Here is a 22,704-nt window from a genome sequence, read left to right on the forward strand (position 1 = left end):
ATCGGGGCGGTCCGGCATCCCGGATTTTTGGTGACCGAATGGGGAGCTTGGGCGCTTGGCCTCAAGGCCTGACGGCAAGGCCCTGCAGCACCGCCAGCGCTTCCTCGCGCCGGTCCCATGGCACGAACAGGTGATCATGGTGGTAGCCGGCCACGAAATTGCAGGCGATCCCTGCCTCGGACAGCGCGCCCGAAACGGCGGCGGTCAGCCCTACGCCCTCAAGCGCGGAGAGCACCGTCAAGGTGATGCGCGCGAACGGCGCGCCTGTGCGCACTCCGGCGACAATCGCGGTGGTGCCCTCGTCCTCGCGGATCACGGCGAAGGCGTCTGGGGGCACCTCGCCCTCGACCACCACGAAGAACCATGCCCGCCCGTCGAGCTCCGGGGCCAGGCCCGCCAGCATCGCAGCGAGCGCGCTGACGGGCTGGCCTTGCGTCACAGGATATACTTGGAAAGGTCGGTATTGCCCGCGAGGCCGGCCAGCCGTTCGTTCACGTAAGCGGCATCGATGGTGATCGTCTCGCCCTTGTGATCTTCGGCCTCGAAACTAATCTCCTCCAAAAGCCGCTCCATCACGGTCTGCAACCGCCGCGCGCCGATGTTCTCGACCGTGGCGTTCACCTGCGCCGCGACCCGCGCGATTTCCCGGATCGCGTCATCGGTGAAGTCGAGCGTCACGTCCTCGGTCCCGAGCAGCGCCTTGTATTGTGTCACGAGATTGGCGCGGGTCTCCGAGAGGATGCGCACGAAATCGGCCTCGGTCAGGGCGCGCAGCTCGACCCGGATCGGCAGGCGCCCCTGCAGCTCGGGCAGCATGTCGCTCGGCTTGGCAACATGGAACGCACCGGACGCGATGAACAGCACATGGTCGGTCTTCATCGGCCCATACTTGGTGGCGACCGTGGTGCCTTCGATCAGCGGCAGCAAATCGCGCTGCACACCCTCGCGGCTGACCGAACCGCCGCGCACGTCGGACACCGCGATCTTGTCGATCTCGTCGAGGAACACGATCCCGTTGGTCTCGGCATTCTGCAGCGCGGCGCGGGCGACATCGTCCTGATCGAGGCGCTTGTCGGCCTCCTCGTCGACCAGCCGGTCCCACGCATCGGGCACGCGCAGTTTCTGCCGCCGGGTTGGCTTGCGCCCGAAGGCCCTGCCCATCATGTCCGACAGGTCGATCATCTGCATCGAGCCGCCGAGATTGCCGATATCGAACGGCACAGAGGGACTATCGCTGACCTCGATCTCGACCTCGACATCGTTCATCGCGTTTTCGACGATGCGCTGGCGGAAGGCCGCGCGGGTCGCCTCGGAGGCATTCTCGCCCACCAGCGCATTGAGCAGCCGGTCCATCGCGGCCTGCGAGGCGACTTCGCGCACCTTCTCGCGGCGGCGTTCCTTCTCCAGCCGGATTGCCTCCTCCACCAGATCGCGGGCGATCTGCTCGACATCGCGCCCTACATAGCCGACTTCGGTGAACTTGGTCGCCTCGACCTTGATAAAGGGCGCTTCGGCAAGCTTGGCCAGGCGGCGGCTGATCTCGGTCTTGCCGCAACCGGTGGGGCCGATCATCAGGATGTTCTTCGGCGTCACCTCGTCGCGCAGATCGGCGCTCAGCCGCTGCCGCCGCCAGCGATTGCGCAGCGCTACCGCGACCGCGCGCTTGGCCTCGGTCTGGCCGATGATGTGTTCGTCGAGTGCGGCGACGATCGCCTTGGGAGTGAGGTTGTCCATCGCTTGTCCGGGCAGAGGGTTCAGACGGTCTCGACCGTCAAATTGCCGTTGGTGAAGACGCAGATCTCGGCGGCGACAGCCATGGCTTTGCGGGCGATGGTCTCGGCATCGGTCTCGTAGTCAGCCAGGGCACGCGCGGCGGCGAGCGCGAAATTGCCGCCCGATCCGATCGCGGCGATATCGCCCGCCGGCTCCAGCACATCGCCATTGCCGGTCAGCACCAGAAGCGTGTCCTTGTCGGCAACGATCATCATCGCTTCGAGATTGCGCAGATACTTGTCGGTGCGCCAGTCCTTGGCGAGTTCGACACTCGCGCGCATCAGCTGGCCCGCGTATTGTTCAAGCTTGCGTTCCAGCCGCTCGAACAGGGTGAAAGCATCCGCAGTCGCCCCGGCGAACCCGGCGATCACGGTGCCGTCCCCGATCCGGCGGACCTTGCGGGCGTTGGGCTTCATCACCGTATTGCCCATAGACACCTGCCCGTCACCGGCGATGACGGTTACGTCGCCGCGCCGGACGCCGATGATGGTGGTGCCGTGCCACGGGACAAGGCCGCGGCGTGCCTGATCATATGTCATACCAGCGAATATGGCGTGCAGGACCACAGGATCAAGCGCGGGCCATGAGCGGCGCTTTACGGCCCGCCAGGGCCGCCTGCGCCCGGCAAGCCGGCCCCGCCGACCTGTCCGATATTGCCGAACAGATCCTCAAGGAAGCCACGCTCACGCCCGAGGGTCGGGGTCTTGTCGCCATCGGGATCGAGAAACACGACCCTGTCCACTCCGGTGCGCTCGACCTCGATCACCTTGCCCGCCGCATCGAAACGCACTGCAAGCACCGAATGCTGGCGGATCCTCGGTCGGGTGAACGGCCGCTGGGCCGTGACGCTGGAGACGTAATACCAGGTCGGCTGGCCAAACTGGCTGACGAAGGTCGGACGGCCCAGCGCGCCTTCGACCGAGCGCTGGTTGTCCAGCCCGGGCCGGACCACGTCCACCAGCAGGGGATCGGCTATGTATCCGCGCGATTCGCGGATCGCCGAGCAGGCCGGCAACAGCGCTGCCACACCCATCACCATCACCGCGCGTGCCCCAGCACGCAGACGGCGGTATTCGGGTTTCATTCTCGCAATCTGCGTCAAACTCTATCCGTCCCGTGTCTCTGTCCGCGGCAAGCGCGCGTGTCATCTGTCTTGGGTCTTGCGCTTTAAGGGGCTAGGCACAAGCTTGCAACGCACCATCTGCGCGCCGCGGTGGAGCAGCGGGCTTGAACCGCGCTTGAACGCATCCGCGCTTGATGCGTTTGGGTAAGAATGCTCTGCCCTGTCCGGCACCCGAAAGGCCCATTTGTCATGTCGTTCCTGTACCGTCTGTTCGGCACCGCCCCCGACCCGCGCGAGCAAGTGCGCCCCCTCTGGCACCGCGTGGTCGAACTCGCGCGCGATCCGGCCTATTACAGCGATTGCGGCGTGGCGGATTCGGTCGCCGGACGGTTCGATCTGATCACCGCGGTATTGAGCGTGGTGATGGTGCGGGTCGAAGCCTCCGAAATGCGCAGCGAGAGCGCCTTGCTCGCCGAATTGTTCGTCGAGGACATGGAGGGTCAATTGCGCGAATTCGGGGTCAACGATGTGGTTGTCGGCAAGCGCGTGGGCCGGCTGATGAGCGTGCTCGGCGGGCGGCTGGGGGCCTATCGCAGCGCGCTCAACGCGGGCGATGTCGAACGGCTGACCGCGGCCGTCCAGCGCAACGTGACCTTTGCTGAAGGGACCGACGAGGCCGCGGGCGCGGCGGCGGTGGCAGACCGGCTGATGAAGCTCTCGCAGCGCCTCGCCCGCTTCAGCGATGCCGAGATGCTCAAGGCGAGCGCGATCTGGTGAGCACCCCCCTGCCCCCGTCCGAACTTGCCCGGATAATCAAGGTTCGCGCGTTGCCGAGCGCACCGGTGGTCATCGAGGCGGACCCCGACGAACGCGCGGCGCTGGCCCGCCGCTTCGGTCTGGGCGCGGTCGAGAGCCTGCGCGCCGAAGTCACGCTCGAACCCAAGCCGCGCGCGATCCGTGCCACCGGTCGGCTGGTCGCCGCGATCATGCAGCCCTGCGCGATCAGCGGCGAGGATTTTCCCGTCACCATCGACGCGCCGATCGACCTGCGCTTCGTCGAGGAAGGCACCCGTGCCCTGCCCGATGACGAGAACGCCGAGATCGAGCTCGACACCGATGACTGCGACGAAATCGACTATGCGGGCGAGATGTTCGATCTCGGCGAGGCGGTGGCCCAGACCCTCGGCCTCGCGATCGACCCCTATGCCCAGGGGCCGAATGCCGATGCCGCCCGGAAGGCCGCCGGCATCCTCCCCGAAGGCCAGCAGGAAGGCCCGCTCGCGGCGATGCTGGCAGCGCTGAAAAAGGGCTGAACCCGCCTCCAGTCTGGCCGCGCGCGGGAAGATCGGCAACCAACCGTCGGGTCGGCGGGTCATGACGCCGGTCTTCAGGCGAGTTGAAAACGGCCCTGATCGCAGGCGGCAGGCTGCTTCCACCATCACCCAGACGGGCTAGCCCATCGCTTAACCCGTCCGGGCGATGGCGCAGACGCGGTAGTTCGGCACACTGGCGGAAGAACGAACTGACGTGAGGAACCGCCCATGACCAAGTCGCCATCATCGTTGCGGACCGCCAGCGCCGCGGCTGTCGCAGCCGCGATCCTGATCCTTCCTGCCCCGGCACTGGCGGGGTGGGAAAGGATCGAAGCGGTTGGCCCTGCCCGGACCAAGGACCAATGCGATACAGTCACGGCGCTGAGGGCATCGGACAATCGGCCGCTACGGCTCGCTGCAGGTTCGACCTTCGAGATCGAGGTGCTGGGCCACGGCATCGATCTGGTCAATAGTGAAGCCATCACCTTCGACGGAGGTGACGTGCGGCTGATCAAGCGCCACGGCGGCCCGGAAAACCTCACGCGCAAGTGCGGTGCGATCGGCTCGGTGAAGCTGCGCCTTACGATCAATCGGGCTTCGCCGGAAAGCGGTGCTCCTGTAGAACGCAACCATATCCTGCAAATCGGTGACGAACGCATTCGCGTGACCGCGATGTTGCCGGCCGATTTTCGCTCCTTCGAGTGGGATCGCCAGAGCTACTCCCAAGGCAGCGGGTCGTCGGCCGGCGCGAGCGGGAGCAGCATCGGCGCTTCCACCCCGATCACGGTCGGATCCGGACAGCCCTGCGCAGGCTCGCAGAGCTGTGGCGGCGGAGGAACCACCGGCGTCATGATCCCCCCGCAGGTCTCGGGCGGAGGTGGCACGGCGGCAAGCGAACTCAGCACCCACCTGCGCGGGTGTATTGCAGCGCGGGGCGGGCACGTCCGTCTGATCGACGACCGGCTCGAGATCCTGCTACCCGATGATCGCAACACGGTGAGTAATTGCATCACCAATGCTACTTTCGCCCGTGTCGCGCAGTTCTACCCGCACCCGCTGGACGTCAGTGCCAGCTTGACGCCCCAGATTCCGGCGATGCGCTACAGCCTGCGCGGCGCGCAGGGAGCCACCGCCCGACCCGGCAGCGATCCGCAAACCGTCCGATTTGCACTGACCCGCGATTTCGCAATGAGCGCGGTGGGTGTCCATGACTTTGAATTGATTGCGACCAGCTTCGCCGGGCGCCAACGCAAGCTCGACGTGCAGGTGAGGTCGGTGGTGCCCTATGGAGTCACCCGGATTGCACGGGTCACCAGCCTGACCGTGCCGATCACCGCCAATGTCGGCTTGATCGAGCGCGAGACATCCGGGCGGGTGGTGCCCACGATCGACTTCGATATCGATCTGGCCCCGTCGGATGCCTCTGCAAGGCCGCTCGTATGGTCGATCCAGGGCGGCAACGGCTGCTTCACGCAGACTTCGGGCCGCTTGACCCCGGCTCCTGGGGAAAGCCGCATCAGGCTGACTGTGCCACGCACCTCGGCCACAGCCTGCAACGGATCGAATATCGGCATCACGATTGCACCGGAAAGCCGGGCGAGCGCGGCGCTCTACACCGCGTCCGCCAGCGTAACCTTGCGCTGATGGCAGCCGCGACGGACTGGCTACAGTGCTTTCCCGGTACCCTTCCCGCAATCTTGTGCTCGTCGCGATCTGCGGCGCTTTCGCTCTCGCCTCCGGTCAGGGCGAGGCGGCAGCGCAGGCCGACGCCGCCGGCGACTTGGGCGTCATGCGGGCCGAACCCGGCCAGCCCACGGTGAGGCTTGCCGCCCTTGCTGCGCGGCCTGACAGGCCCCTGCCTGGTGTTGCTCCGGTCTGCATGGTGGCCAGCCATGACCGTCTGGTGCTGCGCAGCGGACGGGACATCTGCGCGCCGACGCTCAATCGCAGCGGACGTCCGGCAGCCGCCGGCTTCCTGCCGACCGCGTGTCCACGATCCACCGAAATCTACACCATCGACGCAGCCGGCATTGCTGATCGCTGCCTCAATCCGGTTTCCAAGGAGAATTGATGATGTCCCTGCCGCTCCGCCCCGCACTCGCGGCGGTTCTCGCATTGTCGCTGACCATGCCCGCTCCGGCCGAGGCTGGTCGCCAGCGCAAGCCGGAGGCCCCGGCCGATCTGTCGCTGGTGGCGCCCGATGCCCTGCTCGAACAGGGTGTGGCGGCGTTGCGGGCCAATGATCCTGCGGCCGCGGCGCAATCGCTGTCCGAACTGGCGTCACGCCAGCCGCGCAACGCTATGGCGCAGGCCCTGCTCGGACTGTCCTACCAGATCCTCGCTGATCGCGACCCGCAGGCGCTCGACCTTGCACTGGCCGGCTATGACATCGCGATGCGCAGCGAACCCGGGCTGTACTGGCCCGCAGCGATGGCCGGGCGTGCGGCATTCGATCAGGGCAAGTATGACGAGGCGCTGGCCTTCTTCTCGCGCGCCGTACTGCTCCGCCCGAAAGATGCGCCGACCCTGTCGGCGGTAGCAGCGGCAGCCTACATGAGCGGCGATACCGCGCTGGCCAGTCTTGCAGCCGGACGCGCGGCGGCGCTCGATCCGGGTACGCATGGCGAAAACCTGCGGCTGGCGGCATTGGCCGCAGCAGCCAACGGCGAGGCCGGTACCGCGCGCCGCCACCTCGCCGCCCTAGCCGCCAGCTTCCCCGGCGTGGCAGACGGGGCCGCACCACGGGTCGAGGAACTGATCCAGACCGGGGCAATGGACGAATTTTCGTCGGGCACTAATGACGATGCGGTCACCGCCAGCGCCCCGGACCAGATCTCGCTCGATGTGGCGATCATCCTGTCGCAGAACACCCGTCGCGAGCGCACGGGCCTCAACCTGCTTGACGGATTGAGCCTGCAATATGGCAGCTCCCGCACGGCAACACGCACGATCAGCAGCGAAAGCGGTACGCGGGTCGGAAACAGCTACCAGCGGGTGCTGACCGGCTCGATTTCGATCCCGCAGATCAATTACAACCTCAACCTGTTCAATCGCGGAGGGCAATACTACTCGGTCGTCGCCCGCCCACAGCTGACCGCCTATCGGGGCGAACAGAGCGAATTCTTCGTCGGACGCACGCTCAAGGTGGCGATCGGCGGAGTCAATGCCGCGATTCTTGAGCAGGTCGATATCGGGATCGAGTTGAAGGTCACTCCGATTGAGATCACCCCGACCGGCACACGGGTGCGGATCGAGGCAGGGCGCAGCTTCCTGACCTCCGACCCGGCCGGAACCTTCGCCGAGGCGCTCACCACTTTCCGCCAGAAGGTGGTCGCCACCGCCGAGATCGGCTTTGGCGAAACGCTGCTGCTGTCGGGCCTCAACGAGGCCGTAGAGGACCGGACCTTTTCCAAGACCCCGGTGCTCGGGGATATTCCGCTCCTCGGCAACGCCTTCAACGAGCGCAGCGCGGCGCAGCGCAGGGATTCGGTGATGGTGCTGGTCACGCCGGCGCGGCCGATGACCGCACCCGGACGGCCTTGGGCACGCAGCGAAGCCGCCGCGAGGCTGGCACGTTTGTGGAGCGAGGTTATCGATCCGATGAGCAATGCCGAAGCGACCGCCGCAGCGTTGTACCGCAACCGTTTCTTCACCCGGATGCAACGCGGCGATGTGTCAAACACCTTCCCCGCGACCCGCCCGGCGGCCCAGCAGATGATCAGCGAACTGCTCACCCCCGGCGCAACCTAGCGCCTGCCCTCAACCCCGGCGATTGCCGCGAGCAGAGCCGGTTCTGAAGCGGGCTTGAGCAGCAGCCTGCAACCAGTCGCGGCGACCTCGCGCTCGGTCGCGATTGTCGCATCACCACTGATCACCACGATTCTGGCCTCCGGAACGTGGGCGCGAACCATCGCCACGACTGCCGCCCCGCTATCGGCAGGGCCAAGGTGCCAATCGGTGATGACCGCCGCCGGACGCAGACCTTCGGCAAGAGCAGCAGCAACCTCGCCCGAACCGCCGAACGCCGTCACGATGGCCCCGTGCTGGCGCAGCTGTAGCGCGAGCGATTCCCGGGTATCGGGGCGATCCTCGACCAGCAGGATCTCCTGGCCCGAAAGGCGGAACTGCGGCTCGCAAGCAGCGCCGCGCCTTGCGGCAGTCATCGGTTGCGCAGCCGCTGGCAAATCAAGCACGAAAGCGCAGCCCGATGCCCAACGCGCATCGAGCACCAGCCCTCCCTCCATCATGTGCGCCATCTCGCTCGCGATCGCGAGGCCCAGGCCCGAGCCATACCCAAGCCGCTGCGCACCGGTGCCCTGCGTGTAGGGCAAGAACATCGACGGGGCGCTTTCGGCGGCAATGCCCACACCGTCATCGATCACCATGATCGCGATCCTTTCGCGCGTGCGCACCAGAACCCGCACCCGCTGTCCGCGCGAATGCACCAGCGCGTTGGTCACGAGGTTGCGCAGGATGCGGGTGAGCAGCGCTGGATCCGCCAGCACAACGCGGGCTGTCCGCGCAAACCGCAGATCTATCCCGGCGCGCCGGGCCGCCGGGGCCAGTTCGAGGGCCAAAGCGGAGAAGACCTCGTCGAGCGCAACCGGCCGGCAGTCGGCGACAAGTGTCCCGCTTTCGAGGCGGAGATGTTCGGCCATGCCCTCGAGCATGACCATCGCCTCTTCAAGGCCACGCTCGACCCCTTCCTCCGCACGGGCGCGCCGGTCGGGGTCATTGGCCCGCTGCAACTGGCCGAAATAGAGTATCGCTGCCTGCAAGGGCTGGCGCAGATCGTGCGAGGCTGCAGCTATGAAGCGGGTGCGCATGTCACGCTCGGCCTCGGTCTCGGCAAGAGCCAGGGCGAGGTCCTGCGAGATCGCCTCGGCGCGCAGGCCCTGTCTCACCGCCGAACGGATTGCCCGCTTCAGCACCAGCGCCGTGCCGATCATCATCCCGCCGAAGGCCAGCAGGAAGATCGCCAGCGAAGTGGCATAAATGGTTTCGGAATTGAGGAAGAACAGGGCGGCAGAACCGAAAACCGCGATGACCCCGAAGGTGATGGTGCCAATCGATTCTGCGGTCGCGATCACCTGACCGCTGATTGCGGCGCAATAGAAGATCACCATCAGCAATTGCAGCGGTTCGGAGGCATAGGGCAGCAGCACCCAGACACTCGCTGCCACCGCCAGATCGTAGAGTACCGCCACCACCTTACCGATCGGCGACCAGACGCGCGCGATTTCCACAGCGTCGGGCCGACGGCGGAAAAACATCAGCGGCAAGACGATCATCAGCCCGGTGACAAGCGCCATCGCTCCGGTCCACGACCACAGCCTTGCCGTCGGCATCAGCGGCTCGAATAGCGAATGGACATAGGCGAGCGTGCCAGAGATCAGGAGCGCAAACAGCCCGGACAGCCCGAATTCGACGCGGGATTCTGTCGCCCGCACCTCTTGGTGAATAGGGTCGCCAGCCCCGCTCAAATCAGACCTTGCCGCCGCGCGAAATCGACAGCCTGCGTCCGGTTGGTGGCACCCAGCACCAGCAGCACCTGCGCCACGTGGGCCTTGACCGTATAGGGCGATATGCCGAGGGCACGGGCGATCTGCTTGTTGGCTGCGCCGGTGGCCAGCAACTGCAACACCTCGTGCTGGCGTTCCGTCAGCTCGCTGCCGAGGGAAAGCACCGCCTGCAATGCGGGCGCCGTTTCTGCCGATTCTGGCGCAGGCGGGACCGGGCCAAGAGTGTCTGCGAGCGCGAGCGCGCGCACGGCGTCGGGAAGATAGCGCCCTCCCGCCATGACCAGTCGCAGTGCCGCCTCCAGCACCTCAGGGCGCGAGGACTTGGGCAAGAATCCGTTGATATCGAGCTCAAGCGCAAGCCGCAGATACGCAGGATCCTCGCTTCCCGAAAAAACCACGATCGGGGTGTCAGGGCAGGCGGCACGGGCAGCCCGCAGATTTCCGGCAGGATCCTCCCCAGGTATGTGGAGGTCGAGCATGAGCAGATCGAAAGGGCCAGCCACGCGCGCTTCTTCGAGCGCGGCGGCGCAGGTATTTACAACCTGCACCTGCGCATCGAACGCACATTCCAATGTCATCCCGATTGCCGAGGCGACTATCGGATGATCATCGCAGATCAATACCCGCATGATGTGCAGACCTTCCCCCTTCCCCGGTCTCAGGCTATTGAGGTCGATGCACAAACACAAGCCCTCCTGCCCTGCGAAGGGCCGAAGGCGTGGCCGCTGGATCGACAAGGTCTACATCGAACGGCTTCGCCGATTCCTCGGGCACGAAGGCGTCTGCCTGCACGCGTACCAGGCCGGCTCGGAGCCGCGGCTCGGCCTGACGCACTGGATTGGCCATGACAATGCCCACGGGCTGCACACGGGCTTTGCGGGGCGCACCCCGGATGAAACTGTGGCATCCGGGAAACGGCATCGGCGGTGGGGCGCGCCCCGCCCCAAGTATCGCGGCAAATGGCGGCATGAAACAAACCACGGAGGAGCTTAACTCGGCCGCGAAACGGTCCAAGCCAACAAGTCCACTCCACGGGTCGGGCCGCGCAGCCTTGCCTTTTCCACCAGCTGCCCATTCCGTCGTCCCTGGCAGGGACCCGACTATCCGCCGTTCATGATGCACGCAAAAGGGGAACGCCGCGCTTGGGCGTTCCCCCCGACAACCGCAGAAGCGGTCTTAGCCGTTCTTGACCTCGATGCGCTTCACCTTGGCCTGTGCTTCGGGCGTCTGCGGCAGGCGGATCGTCAACACGCCATTCTTGAAGGACGCCTGCGCCTTGTCTCCGTCCACGCCGGGCGGCAACGGGATGGTACGGTAGACTGCGCCGTAACTGCGTTCGGAAAGGTAGTAGCCGCGCTTCTCCTCCTGACGCTCAATGCGCTTTTCGCCCTTCAGGGTCAGCATGTCGTCGGTCACCGTCAATTCGATGTCCTTCATCTCCATGCCGGGCAGTTCGATCGAGATCTCGATGGCGTTGTCGGTCTCGACCATGTCCGAACGCGCCTCGCCGCTGCCCCAGGGCCATTCGAGATGGCCGAAGCGGTTCCAGAAGCTTTCGAAAACCTGGTTCATCTCGCGCTGGAGCGTGGCGATCGGGTTGCCATCACCCGATTTCGACTCAGGTGCGCTGTCCTTGCGCACCCATGGGATCAGGTCTTTGATCTGCATGGTCTCGTCTCCTTTCGGGAATTCCAGTTCCTGTTTCAGGCGCCCTTGACCGCGATCTTCTTCGGCTGGGCCTCAGGCGCCTTGGGCAAGGTCAGGGTGAGCACGCCATCGTGCATCCGGGCTTCGATCCGATCAGGGTCGAAATCCTCGGACAGCGCAAAGGCGCGCTCGAAATCGCCCTCGCCGTATTCGGCATGGGTCAGTTGCAGCTCCTCGGGCCGGGTCAGCGCGACGCGCCCGCGGATCGTCAGCACCCGGTTCTCGAGCGTGATGTCCACGTCTTCGGGTCCCACGCCGGGCATCTCGAGCATCATCGAGACACCCGCATCATGTTCCACGATGTCCGTGAGCGGGCGATAGATGCGGCCGCCGGCGGCGGGCTCGGGAGCCTGCGCCGGGGTCTTGTCGGTGGCATGTGCGATGTCATTGCTCATGGGTCGAACTCCTTTCAGGCCGCCTTGATCTCGATCTTCCGCGGTTTCGTCTCCTCGGGACGGGCGATGACAATCCGCAACACGCCGTTTGTCATCCGCGCCTCGATCTTGTCGTCGGAGGCGGCAAAGGGCAGGCGGATCGCACGCGAGAAGCGGCCAAAGCCGCGCTCGCGACGTTGCCAGCGGGCACCCTCCGAGACCTGCGGGGCCTTGCGCTCGCCCGACAGAACCAGCACGTCGTCCTTGACGGAGATCTCGATGTCACCGGCGTCGATGCCGGGCAGCTCGGCGGTTATGGCGATGGCATCGGCACCTTGCCAGATGTTGACCGCCGGAAAGACGGCGCGATCCGCAGCTGCCCAGAAGTTGCTGTCGAGATCGCGCAGCATGGAGCGCATCAGCGCAAAAGGATCGCTGCGGCGCGTCAAAGTAGGATAGAGCATCGTCGTCCTCCTTTCGGTGCAAAACGTCGCAACCACGATGCCGACCCATCATCCGGCCCAGCCGGATCGGCTGCGGGTTCGACCACAGCTTGCGACGCCGATTCCCTGTAGACTTATTTTATGTTAGCAATATGTATGGTGGCATAATAATGGTTCAAGAGGTGTCGCCCCGGAACCGCTCGTCACAGCAGAAAGAGCCATGATCACCACTGATTCCGCCCTGATTGGGACCACGATCCACCGTGTCGCTAAGCTCATCCAGCGCAGGATCGACGAGGAGGTCCGCGACATCGGCCTCACCCGTCTTTCGTGGATGGCGGCGTCCCAGGTCGGGGCCGCGTCGGGGTTGACGATCGGAGAGCTGGCCAACCAGCTCGAGGTCGGGGCGGCGAGCGCAGGACAGCTGGTCGACCGGATGACCCGCGAGGGTTGGGTCGAACGTAACAACGCCCCAGGAGACCGGCGCGCAGTGATCGTGACCCTGACACCCAAGGCGAAGGCGGCGCTGAGCCAGCTCGACCCGCGGCAGGAAACGCTCGAGCAGGATATCCTGCAGGATCTTTCGGCGGAGGAACGCGCGGTGCTGCTGTCCCTGCTCGAACGGATCCTGCACCGGCTGTCGCGCTGACGGCTCTGCCCGGCGGCGCCATCGTGCAGCAACGTGCTGCACATGGAGGCAGCATCGGCTAAGCAATGGCCTGAGAGTCTGATTCAACACCATCGCGATGGATTTCATGCTCTAGCGGCGCGGCGTGCGAAGAGCTGGATTGAAGCTATGAACAGACAGGCGGTTGCCTAGGCGATGTCCGTCTTTCCGGACACGCAGCACCGGCCTGATTTGACAAATCGGCGATCTGTGATAGCTTTCTGAGTGTCGAGGCAGCCGCTCGGCACTTCCCGAAATTGGAAACCGCAAACGTGAACCCGAGCCTTTGAGCTCTGCCGGTTCACCGCCTGCGGCGCGAAGGCCCGGCGTCTGATGGAGACTGCCGATGCACCCACCACGCACATAGCAAATTCTCGCTCTGGCAGGCACCGTTCGACCTGCCGGTGCGCGGCCAGCGTCATGTCTCGGACGGCACGATGAGCGGGGCGGAAATGGCCTTCCGCCTGAAGCGCGGCGCTGAGGCGAACAGCCGCGAGCTGATCTGGCAATGCCGTGAGAGCTACTGCTTCGCGCCCGAGCCGATCAGCCCCCACGCCGTGCTGCCCGATCGCCTGTTCGACCGCGACATGCTCGACCTCTGCCTGTTCTACCTCCCGTGGTCCAAGCCGTGCTCGGCCTTGCTCAGGGCCTTCTTCGATCCGCAGATGTGCTTGATCGAAGACCAGCGGACCCGTGAGACCCGCCGCTGGCGGAGCTTCGTCGAGAACGAGGTCTTCGCACGCTTCGTCGGCGATCTGTTCGACGACATTATCCAAGACGTGAAGGAAAGGAGTGACCACGAGGATGACGATCATGACTGACACCGCCCGGCTGCTCGCGGCCGCCAGCTTTGCCGCCGACAGGCACCGCGACCAGCGCCGCAAGGACGTGGACGCGACGCCCTACATCAACCACCCGCTCGACGTGGCGCGCATCCTTGGCGAGGCGGGCGTGGACGACGTCGAGGTGCTGATGGCGGCGATCCTGCACGACACGATCGAGGACACCAAGACCACCGCCGATGAACTGACCGAACGTTTCGGTGCGCGGGTCTGCTCCCTGGTGTTGGAGGTGACCGACGACAAGAGCCTCGACAAAATCGAGCGCAAGCGGCTGCAGGTGCTCAAGGCTCCCTGCGCGTCGGACGATGCCAAGCAGATCAAGATGGCGGACAAGATCGCCAACCTGCGCGACCTCAAGACCCCGCCGGTCGGCTGGGACGCCAAGCGCGTGGGCGCCTACATCCAGTTCGCGGAGATGGTTGCCGGCGGGTGCGTCGGAGCTAACCCCACGCTCGATCGCATGTTCGAGGACGCGAGGGCGAGCCTTGGCTAGGGCAAAGCATCGAAGGCACGTCGGCAATCATGGAACATCTCCCGGAGCTTTGCAGGCCTAAGAACCACGTTGCCTTAGCGTAAACCGGGTGGATTGCCGTCAGGATAAGCCGGCTGATAAAGCTGATAAAGTCGCCTATCGGGGAGTGGATTGGGGAACCATTCCCCGCTTGGAATATCTCTCTTTGTTTCTCATCAGTCGGTGGCGGAGACGGAGGGATTCGAACCCTCGGTACCCTGATAGAGTACGGTTCCTTAGCAGGGAACTGGTTTCAGCCACTCACCCACGTCTCCGGGCAACAGCGAGGCTGCGAGGCGCGGCCTATAGTCGCCAAGAACGCCAGCGGCAAGGTGGCTTGGCGAAAAAGCGGCAAATGCCAGCCGCCCCCTTCACCTGCACCAAGCGCCGGTTCGGCAAGGGTTAAGGCGTGCACGGTCAGGTTGGCACGGCTCGTCGCAATTCCGATTCGCTCCGGCGCTACGGGGATTGCACCGGGCGGGAAAGCGGATTCTCCTCGATCGTCGCCCAGCTGCAAGCCAGCGCGAACGCAGACGGGCAGGCGGACATGAAAGACGGCAATATGACCGGGAACATTGGACACACCTTCCACTGGCCGCGCAGGTTCGCCGGGATGGCGGCGGGCCTGATCGCAATGCTCGCCCTTGCCGCCCCGTCTGCGGCGCAGGAGCTTGAGCGTTTCGATCCCGATGCCGCCTACAGCGCGCAGGAGAGCGCGCAGCACAACAGCATCGACGGCGATCTGATCGCACCCGAAGCCCGGCAGGCCCCGCCATCGCCCGCCTCCGATCCGGCATTCGACGAACAGTTCGGCGAATATCATGCGGCCCCCACCGCTCCCGCCGCTCCCGCTTATGCAAACACTCCCCCTCCTGCGGTCGTCAGCAACACTGACAGCGCCGCCAGCACCTATGGGGAGGACGATTTGATCGGCGCGGCCGAGGGCTTGTTCGGCAAGGGCGCCGAAGGGCTCGCCCGGATGATCGAGGACCTGCTGGAAAAGCAGGGCAAGCCCAATGCCTACATCGTCGGGCGCGAGGCGGGCGGCGCCTTCATCGTCGGCGCGCGCTATGGTTCGGGCACCTTGCACCACAAGGTCGAGGGCACGCGACCAGTCTATTGGACCGGTCCGTCGATCGGCTTTGATGCCGGGGCCAATGCGGCCAATACCTTCGTGCTGGTTTACAACCTCCACGACAGCGAAGATCTGTTCAAGCGCTTCCCGGCGGGCGAGGGGCAGGCCTATTTCGTCGGCGGCCTGCACGCCAGCTACCTACGCTGGGGCGACGTGGTGCTGATTCCGATCCGCATGGGCGCAGGCCTGCGGCTCGGCGTCAACGCGGGCTACATGAAGTTTTCGAAAAAGCAGCGCTGGCTGCCATTCTAGAAAATTGCGTGAAAAGCCGGTTGCGGAGTGGTCGATGAACGGCCATTGCCCGCGCCATGATGCTTGACCGACTCAGCCCCCAAGCGCCCGATGCGCTGCTCGCTCTGATCCGTCTCTACGCCGCCGATCCGCGCGCCGACAAAATCGACCTCGGCGTCGGCGTCTACCGCACCGATGCGGGCGAGACTCCTGTCTTCGCCGCGGTCAAGAAGGCCGAGCAGGTGCTGGTCGACACGCAGGACTCCAAGTCCTATCTCGGCCCAGAAGGCGACATGGGCTTTGTCCACGCGCTGATGCCCTATGTCTTCGGCAGCGCCAATCCGACGATGGGCGGGCGCATTTCCGGGATGCAGACCCCGGGCGGCACCGGCGCGGTGCGCCTTGCCCTGGCGCTCGCGCAGAAGGCAGGCGTGAAACGCGTGCACATGGGCGTCCCGAGCTGGCCCAACCATGCGCAGATCCTCGCTGATCTCGGGCTTGAGCTGGTCGCCTTCGATCATGCCAAGGCCGATGGCGCGGCCAATCTCGATGCGGTACTCGCCGCGATTAACGGCGCAGGCGCGGATGAAGCGGTGCTGCTCCACGGCTGCTGCCACAACCCGACCGGCATTGATTACACCGCCGAGCAATGGGCTGCGATCGCCGATGCCTTGGCCGCCAGCGGCGCCTTCCCGATCATCGACGTGGCCTATCAGGGACTCGGCCTGGGGCTGGAGGAAGACGCGGCCGGGCTGCGCAGGGTTCTGGCCAAGGTGCCGGAAGCCTTTGTCGCCTATTCGTGCGACAAGAATTTCGGCCAGTACCGCGACCGCGTTGGCGCGTTCTACATTCTCGGCAAGGATCAGGCCGTGCTCGATACCGCCTTCAGCAACGCCAATGCGCTGGCCCGCGCAGCCTGGTCGATGCCGCCCGATCACGGCGGTGCGGCAGTGCGCATCATCCTGCGCGATCCCGAAATGACGCAGCAATGGCTCGCCGAGCTTGACGACATGCGTGCACGGATGCGGCAGGTGCGCGATTCGCTTGCGGCAGCCGGCAAGGCTGGCCGAATCGATCTGACCCCGCTCGGCACCCAAAACGGGCTGTTCGCGATGCTCCCCGTAACCAAGGAGGAGGTCGCGAAGCTGCGCGAGGAGCACGCCATCTACATGGCCGCTTCGGGCCGGATCAATATCGCCGGGCTGACAGCTGCCAACCTGCCAAAGTTCATCGCTGCCCTCGCGGCGGTGGCCCACTAGAATCCGCGCGCCGAAGCGCGATCGCCAGCTGGCCGTGGCGGACGAAGGCCTGCTGCTACACCCGCCACCGGAGAGCGGGCGCGAGGCGCTGTCCACCATCGCCAGCGGGCAACCGGTGTGGCGATGGAGCCATGCACCCGGCGGCTGGCAGGAGGCTGCCTGATACGTCGGCAAGCGCGGTCAAACTCGGTCAGACCGGCGGCGATGGCAGTCCGGACATGACGCGAAGCGGCCCCGGCGACTGCGTCCAGCCCGATCAGGGTGCATGTTCAAAGTGCCGAGCATCATCCGGCAAGGCTGGCTCAGACCGGCGATCGTCGCGCCGGGCGGAATGCGCACTGTCTCGAACGGTCGCCAGAAGGGCAAACCGCGCGGCAAAGGGCAGCCCGAACCTTTCCTGATTGTCGGGTTTGGCTCGCTTCTTCCAGCACATCGGGCGGCAGGCCGCGTGCCCTGGCTCTGCTGGCCTCGCAGGCCGTTCAGCGCGTCGCCGCGAGGCTCTGCATCCGCTTGAGGTAGCGCGCCAGCACGTCGATCTCGAGGTTGACGCGGTCACCCTCCTTGAGATCCCCCAGCGTCGTCACCTCGGCGGTGTGAGGGATGATGTTGAGCATGAAGTCGCAGGCGCCATCGGACCGGTCGCGCACGTCGTTTACGGTCAGCGACACGCCGTCCACGGTGATCGAGCCCTTTTCGGCAATGAACGGCGACATTTCCGCGCGCGCGCGGACCGCGACATGCCAGCTGCCGCCTTCCTGCCGCACCAGCACCACTTCGCCGACCGAATCGACATGGCCGGTGACGATATGCCCGCCCAGCTCGTCGCCAAGCCGCAGCGAGGGTTCGAGATTGAGCCGCCGGCCGCGCTCCCACATCCCCGGCACGGTGCGGCTGACGGTCTCGCCCGAGACATCGACCTCAAACCACGCATCGCCCGGTGTGCCGCCACGCTCGACCACGGTCAGGCACACGCCCGAGCACGCGATCGAGGCGCCGATGTCGATCCGCGCCGGATCGAGCGGCGCCGTGATCCGCAGGCGCAGGTCGCCCCGCTGATGCGTGCTGTCGATCGTGCCGATCGCGGTGACGATGCCGGTGAACATGGGCCTGCTTGTTCCTCTCTCAGGTTCGGCTGCGCAGATAGGCGGTGAACGCATCGCTGCCAAGCTGGCGGTTTTCGCGCAGTTTCCAGCGGTCATGGGCCGTCGCCAGATCGCTGAGGCCGAGCGCGCCGAGGCTGCGGCGGCCGTCGCCGATCAGGATCGGCGCGCGGTAGAGGTGCAGCTCGTCGACCAAATCGGCGGCGAGGAAGGCGGCCGCCGTCTCGGCCCCACCCTCGACGTAGAGATGAAGCACGCCGTCCAGCCCGGCGATGTCCTGCGGCGCGGCAATCGCGGTGACACCGTCAGGCGCAGGCCTGCGGGTCAACACCACGCGCTGCGGCGAGCGCGCCTCCAATCCGGGCAGGCGGACGTCGAGCCGCGGCCTATCAGCCCGCCAAGTCCCGCCGCCCACAAGGATCGCGTCATGCTGCGCGCGTTGGGCGTGGACATGGGCGCGTGCGGCCTCGCCGGTGATCCAGCGGCTGGTGCCATCGGCAAGCGCGATGCACCCGTCGAGCGACATCGCCAGCTTCAGCGTCACCCACGGGCGACCGAGACGCTGGCGGGTGAGGAAGCCTGTGAGACTGGCGGCTGAGGCAGGGTCATTCAGCAGGCGGGTGGCAATGCCTGCTGCATCAAGCCGCGCCAGACCGGCCCCGCTGGTGCGCGGGTCGGGATCGTGCTGGCCGACCACCACCCGCTGCGGGCGTGCGGCAACGATGAGATCGGCACAGGCCGGCCCGCGCGGCGAGGCATGGGCACAAGGTTCGAGCGTGACGTAGAGCGTCGCTTCGGCCAGCACCTCCGACGCGAGCCTTGCCAGCGCCTGAGCCTCGGCATGAGGGCGTCCGCCGGCCTGCGTCCAGCCGCGGGCGATAACCCTGCCGTGCTGCACCACCAGCGCGGCCACGCCGGGGTTGGGACGCGAACAGGGGCGTGCGCGCCGCGCCAGCCGGGCAGCGGCAGCCATCCAGTCGTGATCGGTTGGCGCGCGCGCAGCTATGGCTGCGAGCCTCCGCCGGGCGCAATGGCGGTGCCAGCCAGCAGTTCGGCCCGGCGCCTTTGCTCGGCAGCCTCCTCGGCTGCGCGGCGCGCCTCGGCCTTGCGCTCGATTTCCTCGACATCCATCCCCGCCGCCGCGCCCAGCGCCTTGTAGAGTTCGCGCTTGCGCCCGGCGATGCGCTCTTCCTCGGCCTGGCGCAGGTTCTTCACCTCCTGATTGGCAAGGTTGGACGCGATGATCTCCGCGTCGGTGCGCGCAGGATCGAAGCTGGTGATGTAGTCGATGGTCGGTCGCTCGGGCGCCTTGTATTCGACCTGACTGCTCGCCCAGTAGAGGATCAAGGCCGCCGGCACCACCGACAGGGCGAGGATCGGCCAGCGATAGGGCCTGGGCCGACGGAGCTCGTTCCAAAGATCGACAAAGCCGGGAACGGGGTTGAAGCGCGACTTGGAAAGCATGGCCGGGCTTATAGGGCGCGACACGGGAGAATCCAAACCGCTCTAGCCGAAACTGGCATAAAGCGCGCGCCCGTGCTCCTTCAGCCAAGCATCGGCAAGCTTGATGTCGGCCTCGTAGATCCGCTGCAGCAGGCGGTGAAAGGCAGGGCTGTGATCGAAATGGACGAGGTGCGCGACCTCGTGTGCAACCACCGAACGGCGCACGAAATCCGGGGCCTGCACCAGCCGCCAGTTGATGCGAATGCGGCTCTTGTCCGAGCACGAACCCCAGCGATGCTGCGCACGGGTGAGGCTGATCGGCACCGGAGCAAGCCCGGCCGCAGCGCAATAGTCGCGCATGTCCGCCGCGGCCAGGCGCAATGCCTCGGCTTCGAGCCAGCGGCGCAGGCGAGCTTGAAGGCCATCTTGCGGCCCGCCGACCCGCAGAATTTCGCCTTCCACCACCGGGCGGCGTGGGGCGCGCGGTTCCCATGCGAGGCGCAGGGCGGTGCCGCGATAGCGCAGCTCGCCACCCGGCACCGGTGCCGTACGCGCGGGCAGCCGGCCGAGCTGCTCTTCGAGCCATGCCTTGCGGGCATGGGCAAAGGCGATCGCCTCGCGGCTTTCGGCCCATTCGGGCAAGGTGATGTGCACCGCGCCACCATCGGGTGCAAGCCGCAGGGTCAACCGCCGCGCTCGGCGCATCCGCCGCAGCACGATCGGCAGCGTGTGCCCGGACACTTCGACCTCCGGTTCCAGTGGCGGGCGGCGCAGCCAGTCGATCACGCGTCCGCCTCCTCGCCCGTGGGTGCCGCGCGGTCGGGACGCGGCGAGGGCCATTCGACGATGTGGTGCTCGATCGGCCCGGCATCGGTCTCGCTCACCACCCGACCGATCACCGAAACGCCGACCCGGCGCACCGCATCGCGATCCCCGCTGACGAGGTAGTGCCAGCCCGGCAGCGGGCGATCATCGGTGCGCAGCCGGTAGGCGCAGGTCGAAGGCAGCCAGCTGACCTGCTCGACGATCCTGAGCGTCAGGCGCAGGCAATCGGGGACAAAGGCCTTGCGGTTGCGATAGTCGCTGCACTGCGCCGTCTTCGTGTCAAGCAGGCGGCAGGCGACATTGGTGTCGACGATCTCGCCGGTATCGGCATCTTCGATCTTGTGCAGGCAGCAGCGCCCGCAGCCGTCGCACAGCGCCTCCCATTCGGGACGCGTGAGATCCCGCAGGGGAAGCTCCCAGAACCGGTCCCTCAGTTCACCCACTTGGCGATTTCCGCAGCAACGGCTTCGGCGCCCTGATCAACCGGCAGGGTCGCGATCGGTTCGCCTTCGGGGCCGAACAGATAGGCTATATTGGAGTGATCGACGAGGTAGCCGCCGCCCGCCACCGCCTCGCCCTTGGCGTAGAACACCCTGAAGTCCTTGGCCACGGCGGCGATCTGTTCGGGCGTTCCGGTCAGAGCGATGATGTCTGGAGAGAAGGCCGCGGCGAATTCGCCCACGACCTTGGGCGTATCGCGTTCGGGATCGATGGTGATGAAGATCGGCACGATCTTCGCCGCCTTGCCGGAATCGCGCGCCTTGAGCTGTTTCAGACCCTGCGCGACGCGCTGCATGTCGGTGGGACAGATGTCCGGGCAGAAAGTATAGCCGAAGTAAACGATGCGGTATTTGCCGGCAAAGTCGCCCCAGCGCACGATTTCCTCCTTGCTGTTGACGAGCGCGAAATCGCCGCCGATCGCGGCACCCGACAGCGGCGCTTGGGCCTTGGGCGCAGCGGGTTGGCAAGCGGCAAGCAAGAGGAAGGTCGCGGCCAGAGCTGCGAGAATCCCGGGGGAAGGCTTGTTGTTACGGTTCATGGTCTGCTAACTTGGTCCTTGAGAAAGGCGCGCCCATGCGCGTAGCCGCGCATGAGCGAGTGTGGCAGGGAATGCGAAAGGATCAAACCGTGACCCTCGACGTTTTGCGCAAGTTAGGGTCGCTGGGTGCAATTGCCAGTATCTTGGCGCTCGTTCTTGCAGCCCCGGCGGCAGCGCAGTTCCAGTCCGAAGGCTACAAGTTCCTCGAAGCGGTCAAGGACCGCGACGGCAACGTGGCCACAGACATGCTCAACAAGCCCGGCACGCAGGTCGTCAACACCCGCGACATCACCAGCGGCGATACCGGCCTGCATCTGGTGGTGCAGCGCCGCGACCTGCTGTGGATCCGCTTCCTGCTGCAACGCGGGGCCGACCCGAACATCCGCAACAAGAAGGGGCTCACGCCGCTCCAGATTGCCACGACGCTCGGCTTCACCGACGGGGTCGAGGCGCTGGTAAAGGGCGGTGCGAACGTCAATGTCGGCGACCAGACAGGCGAGACCCCGCTGATCGCGGCAGTTCACCAGCGCAATCCCGAACTCGTGCGCGTGCTGCTGGCACTGGGGGCAGACCCGGATCACAATGACAATTCGGGCCGCTCAGCGCGCCAGTACATGGAGCTGATGAGCGGCAACAGCCTGCTCAAGCAGATCTTCCAGGAGGCCGATGACAAGCGCGCCGGCAAGGAACCAAAGCGCCAGTACGGGCCTTCTTTCTGACATGAACACCGCGCCCCCCGATTTCGCCGATATGACCTTGGATGAACTCAGGGTCGCGCTTGCCCCCGACATTGCCGCATCCGCCATCTTCGACGGCTGGAACGAGACCGCGCTCAAGGCCGCCGCGGAAATGGCCGGCTGCGACCCCGATGTGGCGCGGCTGGCGTTTCAGGAAGATGGCAAGCGCGGGCTGCCGATGGCGATGATTGAGGCGTGGATCACCAGCGTCGATCAGGCGATGGAAGCCGAATGGCCGGCCGAACGGCTCGCCACCATGAAGGTGCGCGAGCGCATCCGCACGCTGATCGCCTTCCGGCTCGATGCGGTCGCCGATATCGACGAGGCAGTGCGCCGCGCATTAGCGGTGATGGCACAGCCGCAGAACCTCGCCCACGCGTTGAAGCTCGGGTGGCGCTCGGCCGACATCATGTGGCGGCTCGCGGGCGATACTGCGACCGACTACAACCACTACACCAAGCGCGCCATTCTCGCCGGCATTTATAGCGCCACGCTGGCGGTTTTCGTCAATGACGAGAGCGAGGGCAAGGCCGATACCCACGCCTTCCTCGATCGCCGGATCGACGGGGTGATGAAGTTCGAAAAGGCCAAGGCGCAGTTCCTCGGAAAGAACCGCGAACTGCCGAGCCTGACGCGCTTTCTGGGGCGGCTGCGCTACCCGGCACGTTGAATCGGGGATTAGCCGTCGGCCTCGGTCGCGCCCGGTCTGCGTCTCGCCTA

General features: G+C 65.9%; 28 protein-coding genes and 1 tRNA gene. 13 read left to right on the forward strand and 16 right to left on the reverse strand.

Annotated elements, in window-relative coordinates:
- Nucleotides 1–61 precede the first annotated feature (61 nt).
- From BZF61_RS04480 to BZF61_RS04495, 4 genes are read right to left on the reverse strand one after another with little or no spacing between them, the layout of a single operon-like run.
- Nucleotides 62–439 carry an ACT domain-containing protein gene (locus tag BZF61_RS04480; protein ID WP_245804502.1) on the reverse strand — a complete coding sequence of 126 codons (378 nt, stop codon included), beginning with the start codon at nucleotides 437–439 and terminating at the stop codon, nucleotides 62–64.
- Entirely contained in the window at nucleotides 436–1,734 is a 1,299-nt protein-coding gene (hslU, locus tag BZF61_RS04485) for an ATP-dependent protease ATPase subunit HslU (RefSeq protein ID WP_086617449.1), read from the reverse strand. Before hslU ends, BZF61_RS04480 begins: the two co-directional genes overlap by 4 nt.
- 20 nt (nucleotides 1,735–1,754) lie before the next feature.
- Nucleotides 1,755–2,312, reverse strand: coding sequence for an ATP-dependent protease subunit HslV (gene hslV, locus BZF61_RS04490; RefSeq protein ID WP_086617450.1), 558 nt, complete (start codon nucleotides 2,310–2,312; stop codon nucleotides 1,755–1,757).
- Nucleotides 2,313–2,368: 56 nt separating this feature from the next.
- Entirely contained in the window at nucleotides 2,369–2,857 is a 489-nt protein-coding gene (locus BZF61_RS04495; RefSeq protein WP_245804503.1) for an outer membrane protein assembly factor BamE, read from the reverse strand.
- A gap of 228 nt (nucleotides 2,858–3,085) precedes the next feature.
- On the opposite strand from BZF61_RS04495, the gene BZF61_RS04500 reads away from it, so the two are divergent.
- The 5 genes from BZF61_RS04500 (at nucleotide 3,086) to BZF61_RS04520 (ending at nucleotide 7,899) form a co-directional block, all read left to right on the forward strand.
- Entirely contained in the window at nucleotides 3,086–3,613 is a 528-nt protein-coding gene (locus tag BZF61_RS04500) for a ubiquinol-cytochrome C chaperone family protein (RefSeq protein WP_086617451.1), read from the forward strand.
- The gene (locus BZF61_RS04505; protein WP_086617452.1) at nucleotides 3,610–4,149 is read left to right on the forward strand and encodes a YceD family protein; all 540 of its coding nucleotides are present in this window, start codon (nucleotides 3,610–3,612) and stop codon (nucleotides 4,147–4,149) included. Before BZF61_RS04500 ends, BZF61_RS04505 begins: the two co-directional genes overlap by 4 nt.
- A 228-nt stretch (nucleotides 4,150–4,377) precedes the next feature.
- Entirely contained in the window at nucleotides 4,378–5,793 is a 1,416-nt protein-coding gene (locus tag BZF61_RS04510; protein WP_143736909.1) for a hypothetical protein, read from the forward strand.
- A 55-nt stretch (nucleotides 5,794–5,848) separates the two neighbouring features.
- Nucleotides 5,849–6,220, forward strand: coding sequence for a hypothetical protein (locus tag BZF61_RS04515; RefSeq protein ID WP_086617454.1), 372 nt, complete (start codon nucleotides 5,849–5,851; stop codon nucleotides 6,218–6,220).
- A gap of 2 nt (nucleotides 6,221–6,222) precedes the next feature.
- Nucleotides 6,223–7,899 carry a secretion protein gene (locus BZF61_RS04520; RefSeq protein ID WP_158094053.1) on the forward strand — a complete coding sequence of 559 codons (1,677 nt, stop codon included), beginning with the start codon at nucleotides 6,223–6,225 and terminating at the stop codon, nucleotides 7,897–7,899.
- Here BZF61_RS04520 and BZF61_RS04525 read toward each other — a convergent pair.
- The 5 genes from BZF61_RS04525 to BZF61_RS04545 form a co-directional block, all read right to left on the reverse strand.
- Complete coding sequence (locus tag BZF61_RS04525; RefSeq protein WP_086617456.1) at nucleotides 7,896–9,599, reverse strand: hybrid sensor histidine kinase/response regulator; 1,704 nt, start codon at nucleotides 9,597–9,599, stop codon at nucleotides 7,896–7,898. The two genes, BZF61_RS04520 and BZF61_RS04525, sit on opposite strands and share 4 nt — an antisense overlap.
- A 29-nt stretch (nucleotides 9,600–9,628) precedes the next feature.
- Nucleotides 9,629–10,354 carry a LuxR C-terminal-related transcriptional regulator gene (locus tag BZF61_RS04530; RefSeq protein WP_143736914.1) on the reverse strand — a complete coding sequence of 242 codons (726 nt, stop codon included), beginning with the start codon at nucleotides 10,352–10,354 and terminating at the stop codon, nucleotides 9,629–9,631.
- A gap of 493 nt (nucleotides 10,355–10,847) precedes the next feature.
- On the reverse strand, nucleotides 10,848–11,339 hold the full coding sequence (locus tag BZF61_RS04535) for an Hsp20/alpha crystallin family protein (protein WP_086617458.1): 492 nt from the start codon (nucleotides 11,337–11,339) through the stop codon (nucleotides 10,848–10,850).
- 35 nt (nucleotides 11,340–11,374) lie between these two features.
- Nucleotides 11,375–11,773, reverse strand: a complete 399-nt coding sequence (locus BZF61_RS04540) for an Hsp20/alpha crystallin family protein (RefSeq protein ID WP_086617459.1) — start codon at nucleotides 11,771–11,773, stop codon at nucleotides 11,375–11,377.
- Between the two features lie 14 nt (nucleotides 11,774–11,787).
- Entirely contained in the window at nucleotides 11,788–12,162 is a 375-nt protein-coding gene (locus tag BZF61_RS04545) for an Hsp20/alpha crystallin family protein (protein ID WP_211276716.1), read from the reverse strand.
- Nucleotides 12,163–12,415: 253 nt separating this feature from the next.
- Here BZF61_RS04545 and BZF61_RS04550 point away from each other — a divergent pair, with 253 nt between their 5' ends.
- The 3 genes from BZF61_RS04550 (at nucleotide 12,416) to BZF61_RS04560 (ending at nucleotide 14,197) form a co-directional block, all read left to right on the forward strand.
- Nucleotides 12,416–12,844: a MarR family winged helix-turn-helix transcriptional regulator gene (locus BZF61_RS04550; protein ID WP_086617461.1), complete on the forward strand. Its 429-nt coding sequence runs from the start codon at nucleotides 12,416–12,418 to the stop codon at nucleotides 12,842–12,844.
- A gap of 422 nt (nucleotides 12,845–13,266) precedes the next feature.
- Entirely contained in the window at nucleotides 13,267–13,683 is a 417-nt protein-coding gene (locus BZF61_RS04555) for a hypothetical protein (RefSeq protein WP_143736916.1), read from the forward strand.
- Nucleotides 13,676–14,197: an HD domain-containing protein gene (locus tag BZF61_RS04560; RefSeq protein WP_086617675.1), complete on the forward strand. Its 522-nt coding sequence runs from the start codon at nucleotides 13,676–13,678 to the stop codon at nucleotides 14,195–14,197. Before BZF61_RS04555 ends, BZF61_RS04560 begins: the two co-directional genes overlap by 8 nt.
- A 202-nt stretch (nucleotides 14,198–14,399) precedes the next feature.
- On the opposite strand, the gene BZF61_RS04565 is transcribed toward BZF61_RS04560, so the two are convergent.
- Nucleotides 14,400–14,490, reverse strand: a tRNA-Ser gene (locus BZF61_RS04565).
- A 287-nt stretch (nucleotides 14,491–14,777) separates the two neighbouring features.
- Here BZF61_RS04565 and BZF61_RS04570 point away from each other — a divergent pair.
- The 3 genes from BZF61_RS04570 to BZF61_RS16060 are packed head-to-tail and all read left to right on the forward strand — an operon-like array spanning nucleotide 14,778 to nucleotide 17,003.
- Nucleotides 14,778–15,602, forward strand: coding sequence for a DUF1134 domain-containing protein (locus BZF61_RS04570; RefSeq protein ID WP_086617676.1), 825 nt, complete (start codon nucleotides 14,778–14,780; stop codon nucleotides 15,600–15,602).
- 59 nt (nucleotides 15,603–15,661) lie between these two features.
- Nucleotides 15,662–16,840 carry an amino acid aminotransferase gene (locus BZF61_RS04575; RefSeq protein ID WP_086617677.1) on the forward strand — a complete coding sequence of 393 codons (1,179 nt, stop codon included), beginning with the start codon at nucleotides 15,662–15,664 and terminating at the stop codon, nucleotides 16,838–16,840.
- A gap of 34 nt (nucleotides 16,841–16,874) precedes the next feature.
- Nucleotides 16,875–17,003 carry a hypothetical protein gene (locus BZF61_RS16060; RefSeq protein WP_281251521.1) on the forward strand — a complete coding sequence of 43 codons (129 nt, stop codon included), beginning with the start codon at nucleotides 16,875–16,877 and terminating at the stop codon, nucleotides 17,001–17,003.
- 316 nt (nucleotides 17,004–17,319) lie between these two features.
- On the opposite strand, the gene BZF61_RS04580 is transcribed toward BZF61_RS16060, so the two are convergent.
- The 6 genes from BZF61_RS04580 to BZF61_RS04605 are packed head-to-tail and all read right to left on the reverse strand — an operon-like array spanning nucleotide 17,320 to nucleotide 21,247.
- Nucleotides 17,320–17,943 (reverse strand): riboflavin synthase, encoded by a 624-nt coding sequence (locus BZF61_RS04580; protein ID WP_086617463.1) that lies wholly within the window; start codon nucleotides 17,941–17,943, stop codon nucleotides 17,320–17,322.
- A gap of 19 nt (nucleotides 17,944–17,962) precedes the next feature.
- Nucleotides 17,963–18,946 (reverse strand): bifunctional diaminohydroxyphosphoribosylaminopyrimidine deaminase/5-amino-6-(5-phosphoribosylamino)uracil reductase RibD, encoded by a 984-nt coding sequence (gene ribD / locus BZF61_RS04585; RefSeq protein ID WP_342742792.1) that lies wholly within the window; start codon nucleotides 18,944–18,946, stop codon nucleotides 17,963–17,965.
- Entirely contained in the window at nucleotides 18,943–19,404 is a 462-nt protein-coding gene (locus BZF61_RS04590) for a hypothetical protein (RefSeq protein WP_086617465.1), read from the reverse strand. Before BZF61_RS04590 ends, ribD begins: the two co-directional genes overlap by 4 nt.
- A 42-nt stretch (nucleotides 19,405–19,446) precedes the next feature.
- Nucleotides 19,447–20,169 (reverse strand): M48 family metallopeptidase, encoded by a 723-nt coding sequence (locus BZF61_RS04595; protein ID WP_245804504.1) that lies wholly within the window; start codon nucleotides 20,167–20,169, stop codon nucleotides 19,447–19,449.
- Nucleotides 20,166–20,651, reverse strand: a complete 486-nt coding sequence (locus BZF61_RS04600; protein ID WP_086617467.1) for a YcgN family cysteine cluster protein — start codon at nucleotides 20,649–20,651, stop codon at nucleotides 20,166–20,168. The genes BZF61_RS04595 and BZF61_RS04600 overlap by 4 nt, the downstream gene beginning before the upstream one ends.
- Nucleotides 20,639–21,247, reverse strand: a complete 609-nt coding sequence (locus BZF61_RS04605; protein ID WP_086617468.1) for an SCO family protein — start codon at nucleotides 21,245–21,247, stop codon at nucleotides 20,639–20,641. The genes BZF61_RS04600 and BZF61_RS04605 overlap by 13 nt, the downstream gene beginning before the upstream one ends.
- Before the next feature lie 89 nt (nucleotides 21,248–21,336).
- Between BZF61_RS04605 and BZF61_RS04610 the strand changes: the two genes are divergently transcribed.
- On the forward strand, nucleotides 21,337–21,966 hold the full coding sequence (locus tag BZF61_RS04610; RefSeq protein ID WP_245804505.1) for an ankyrin repeat domain-containing protein: 630 nt from the start codon (nucleotides 21,337–21,339) through the stop codon (nucleotides 21,964–21,966).
- A 1-nt stretch (nucleotide 21,967) separates the two neighbouring features.
- Entirely contained in the window at nucleotides 21,968–22,654 is a 687-nt protein-coding gene (locus tag BZF61_RS04615; RefSeq protein ID WP_086617470.1) for a COQ9 family protein, read from the forward strand.
- The last annotated feature ends 50 nt before the right edge of the window (nucleotides 22,655–22,704 follow it).

Origin of the sequence: Erythrobacter tepidarius (assembly GCF_002155695.1) — a bacterium.
Lineage (GTDB): Bacteria > Pseudomonadota > Alphaproteobacteria > Sphingomonadales > Sphingomonadaceae > Erythrobacter > Erythrobacter tepidarius.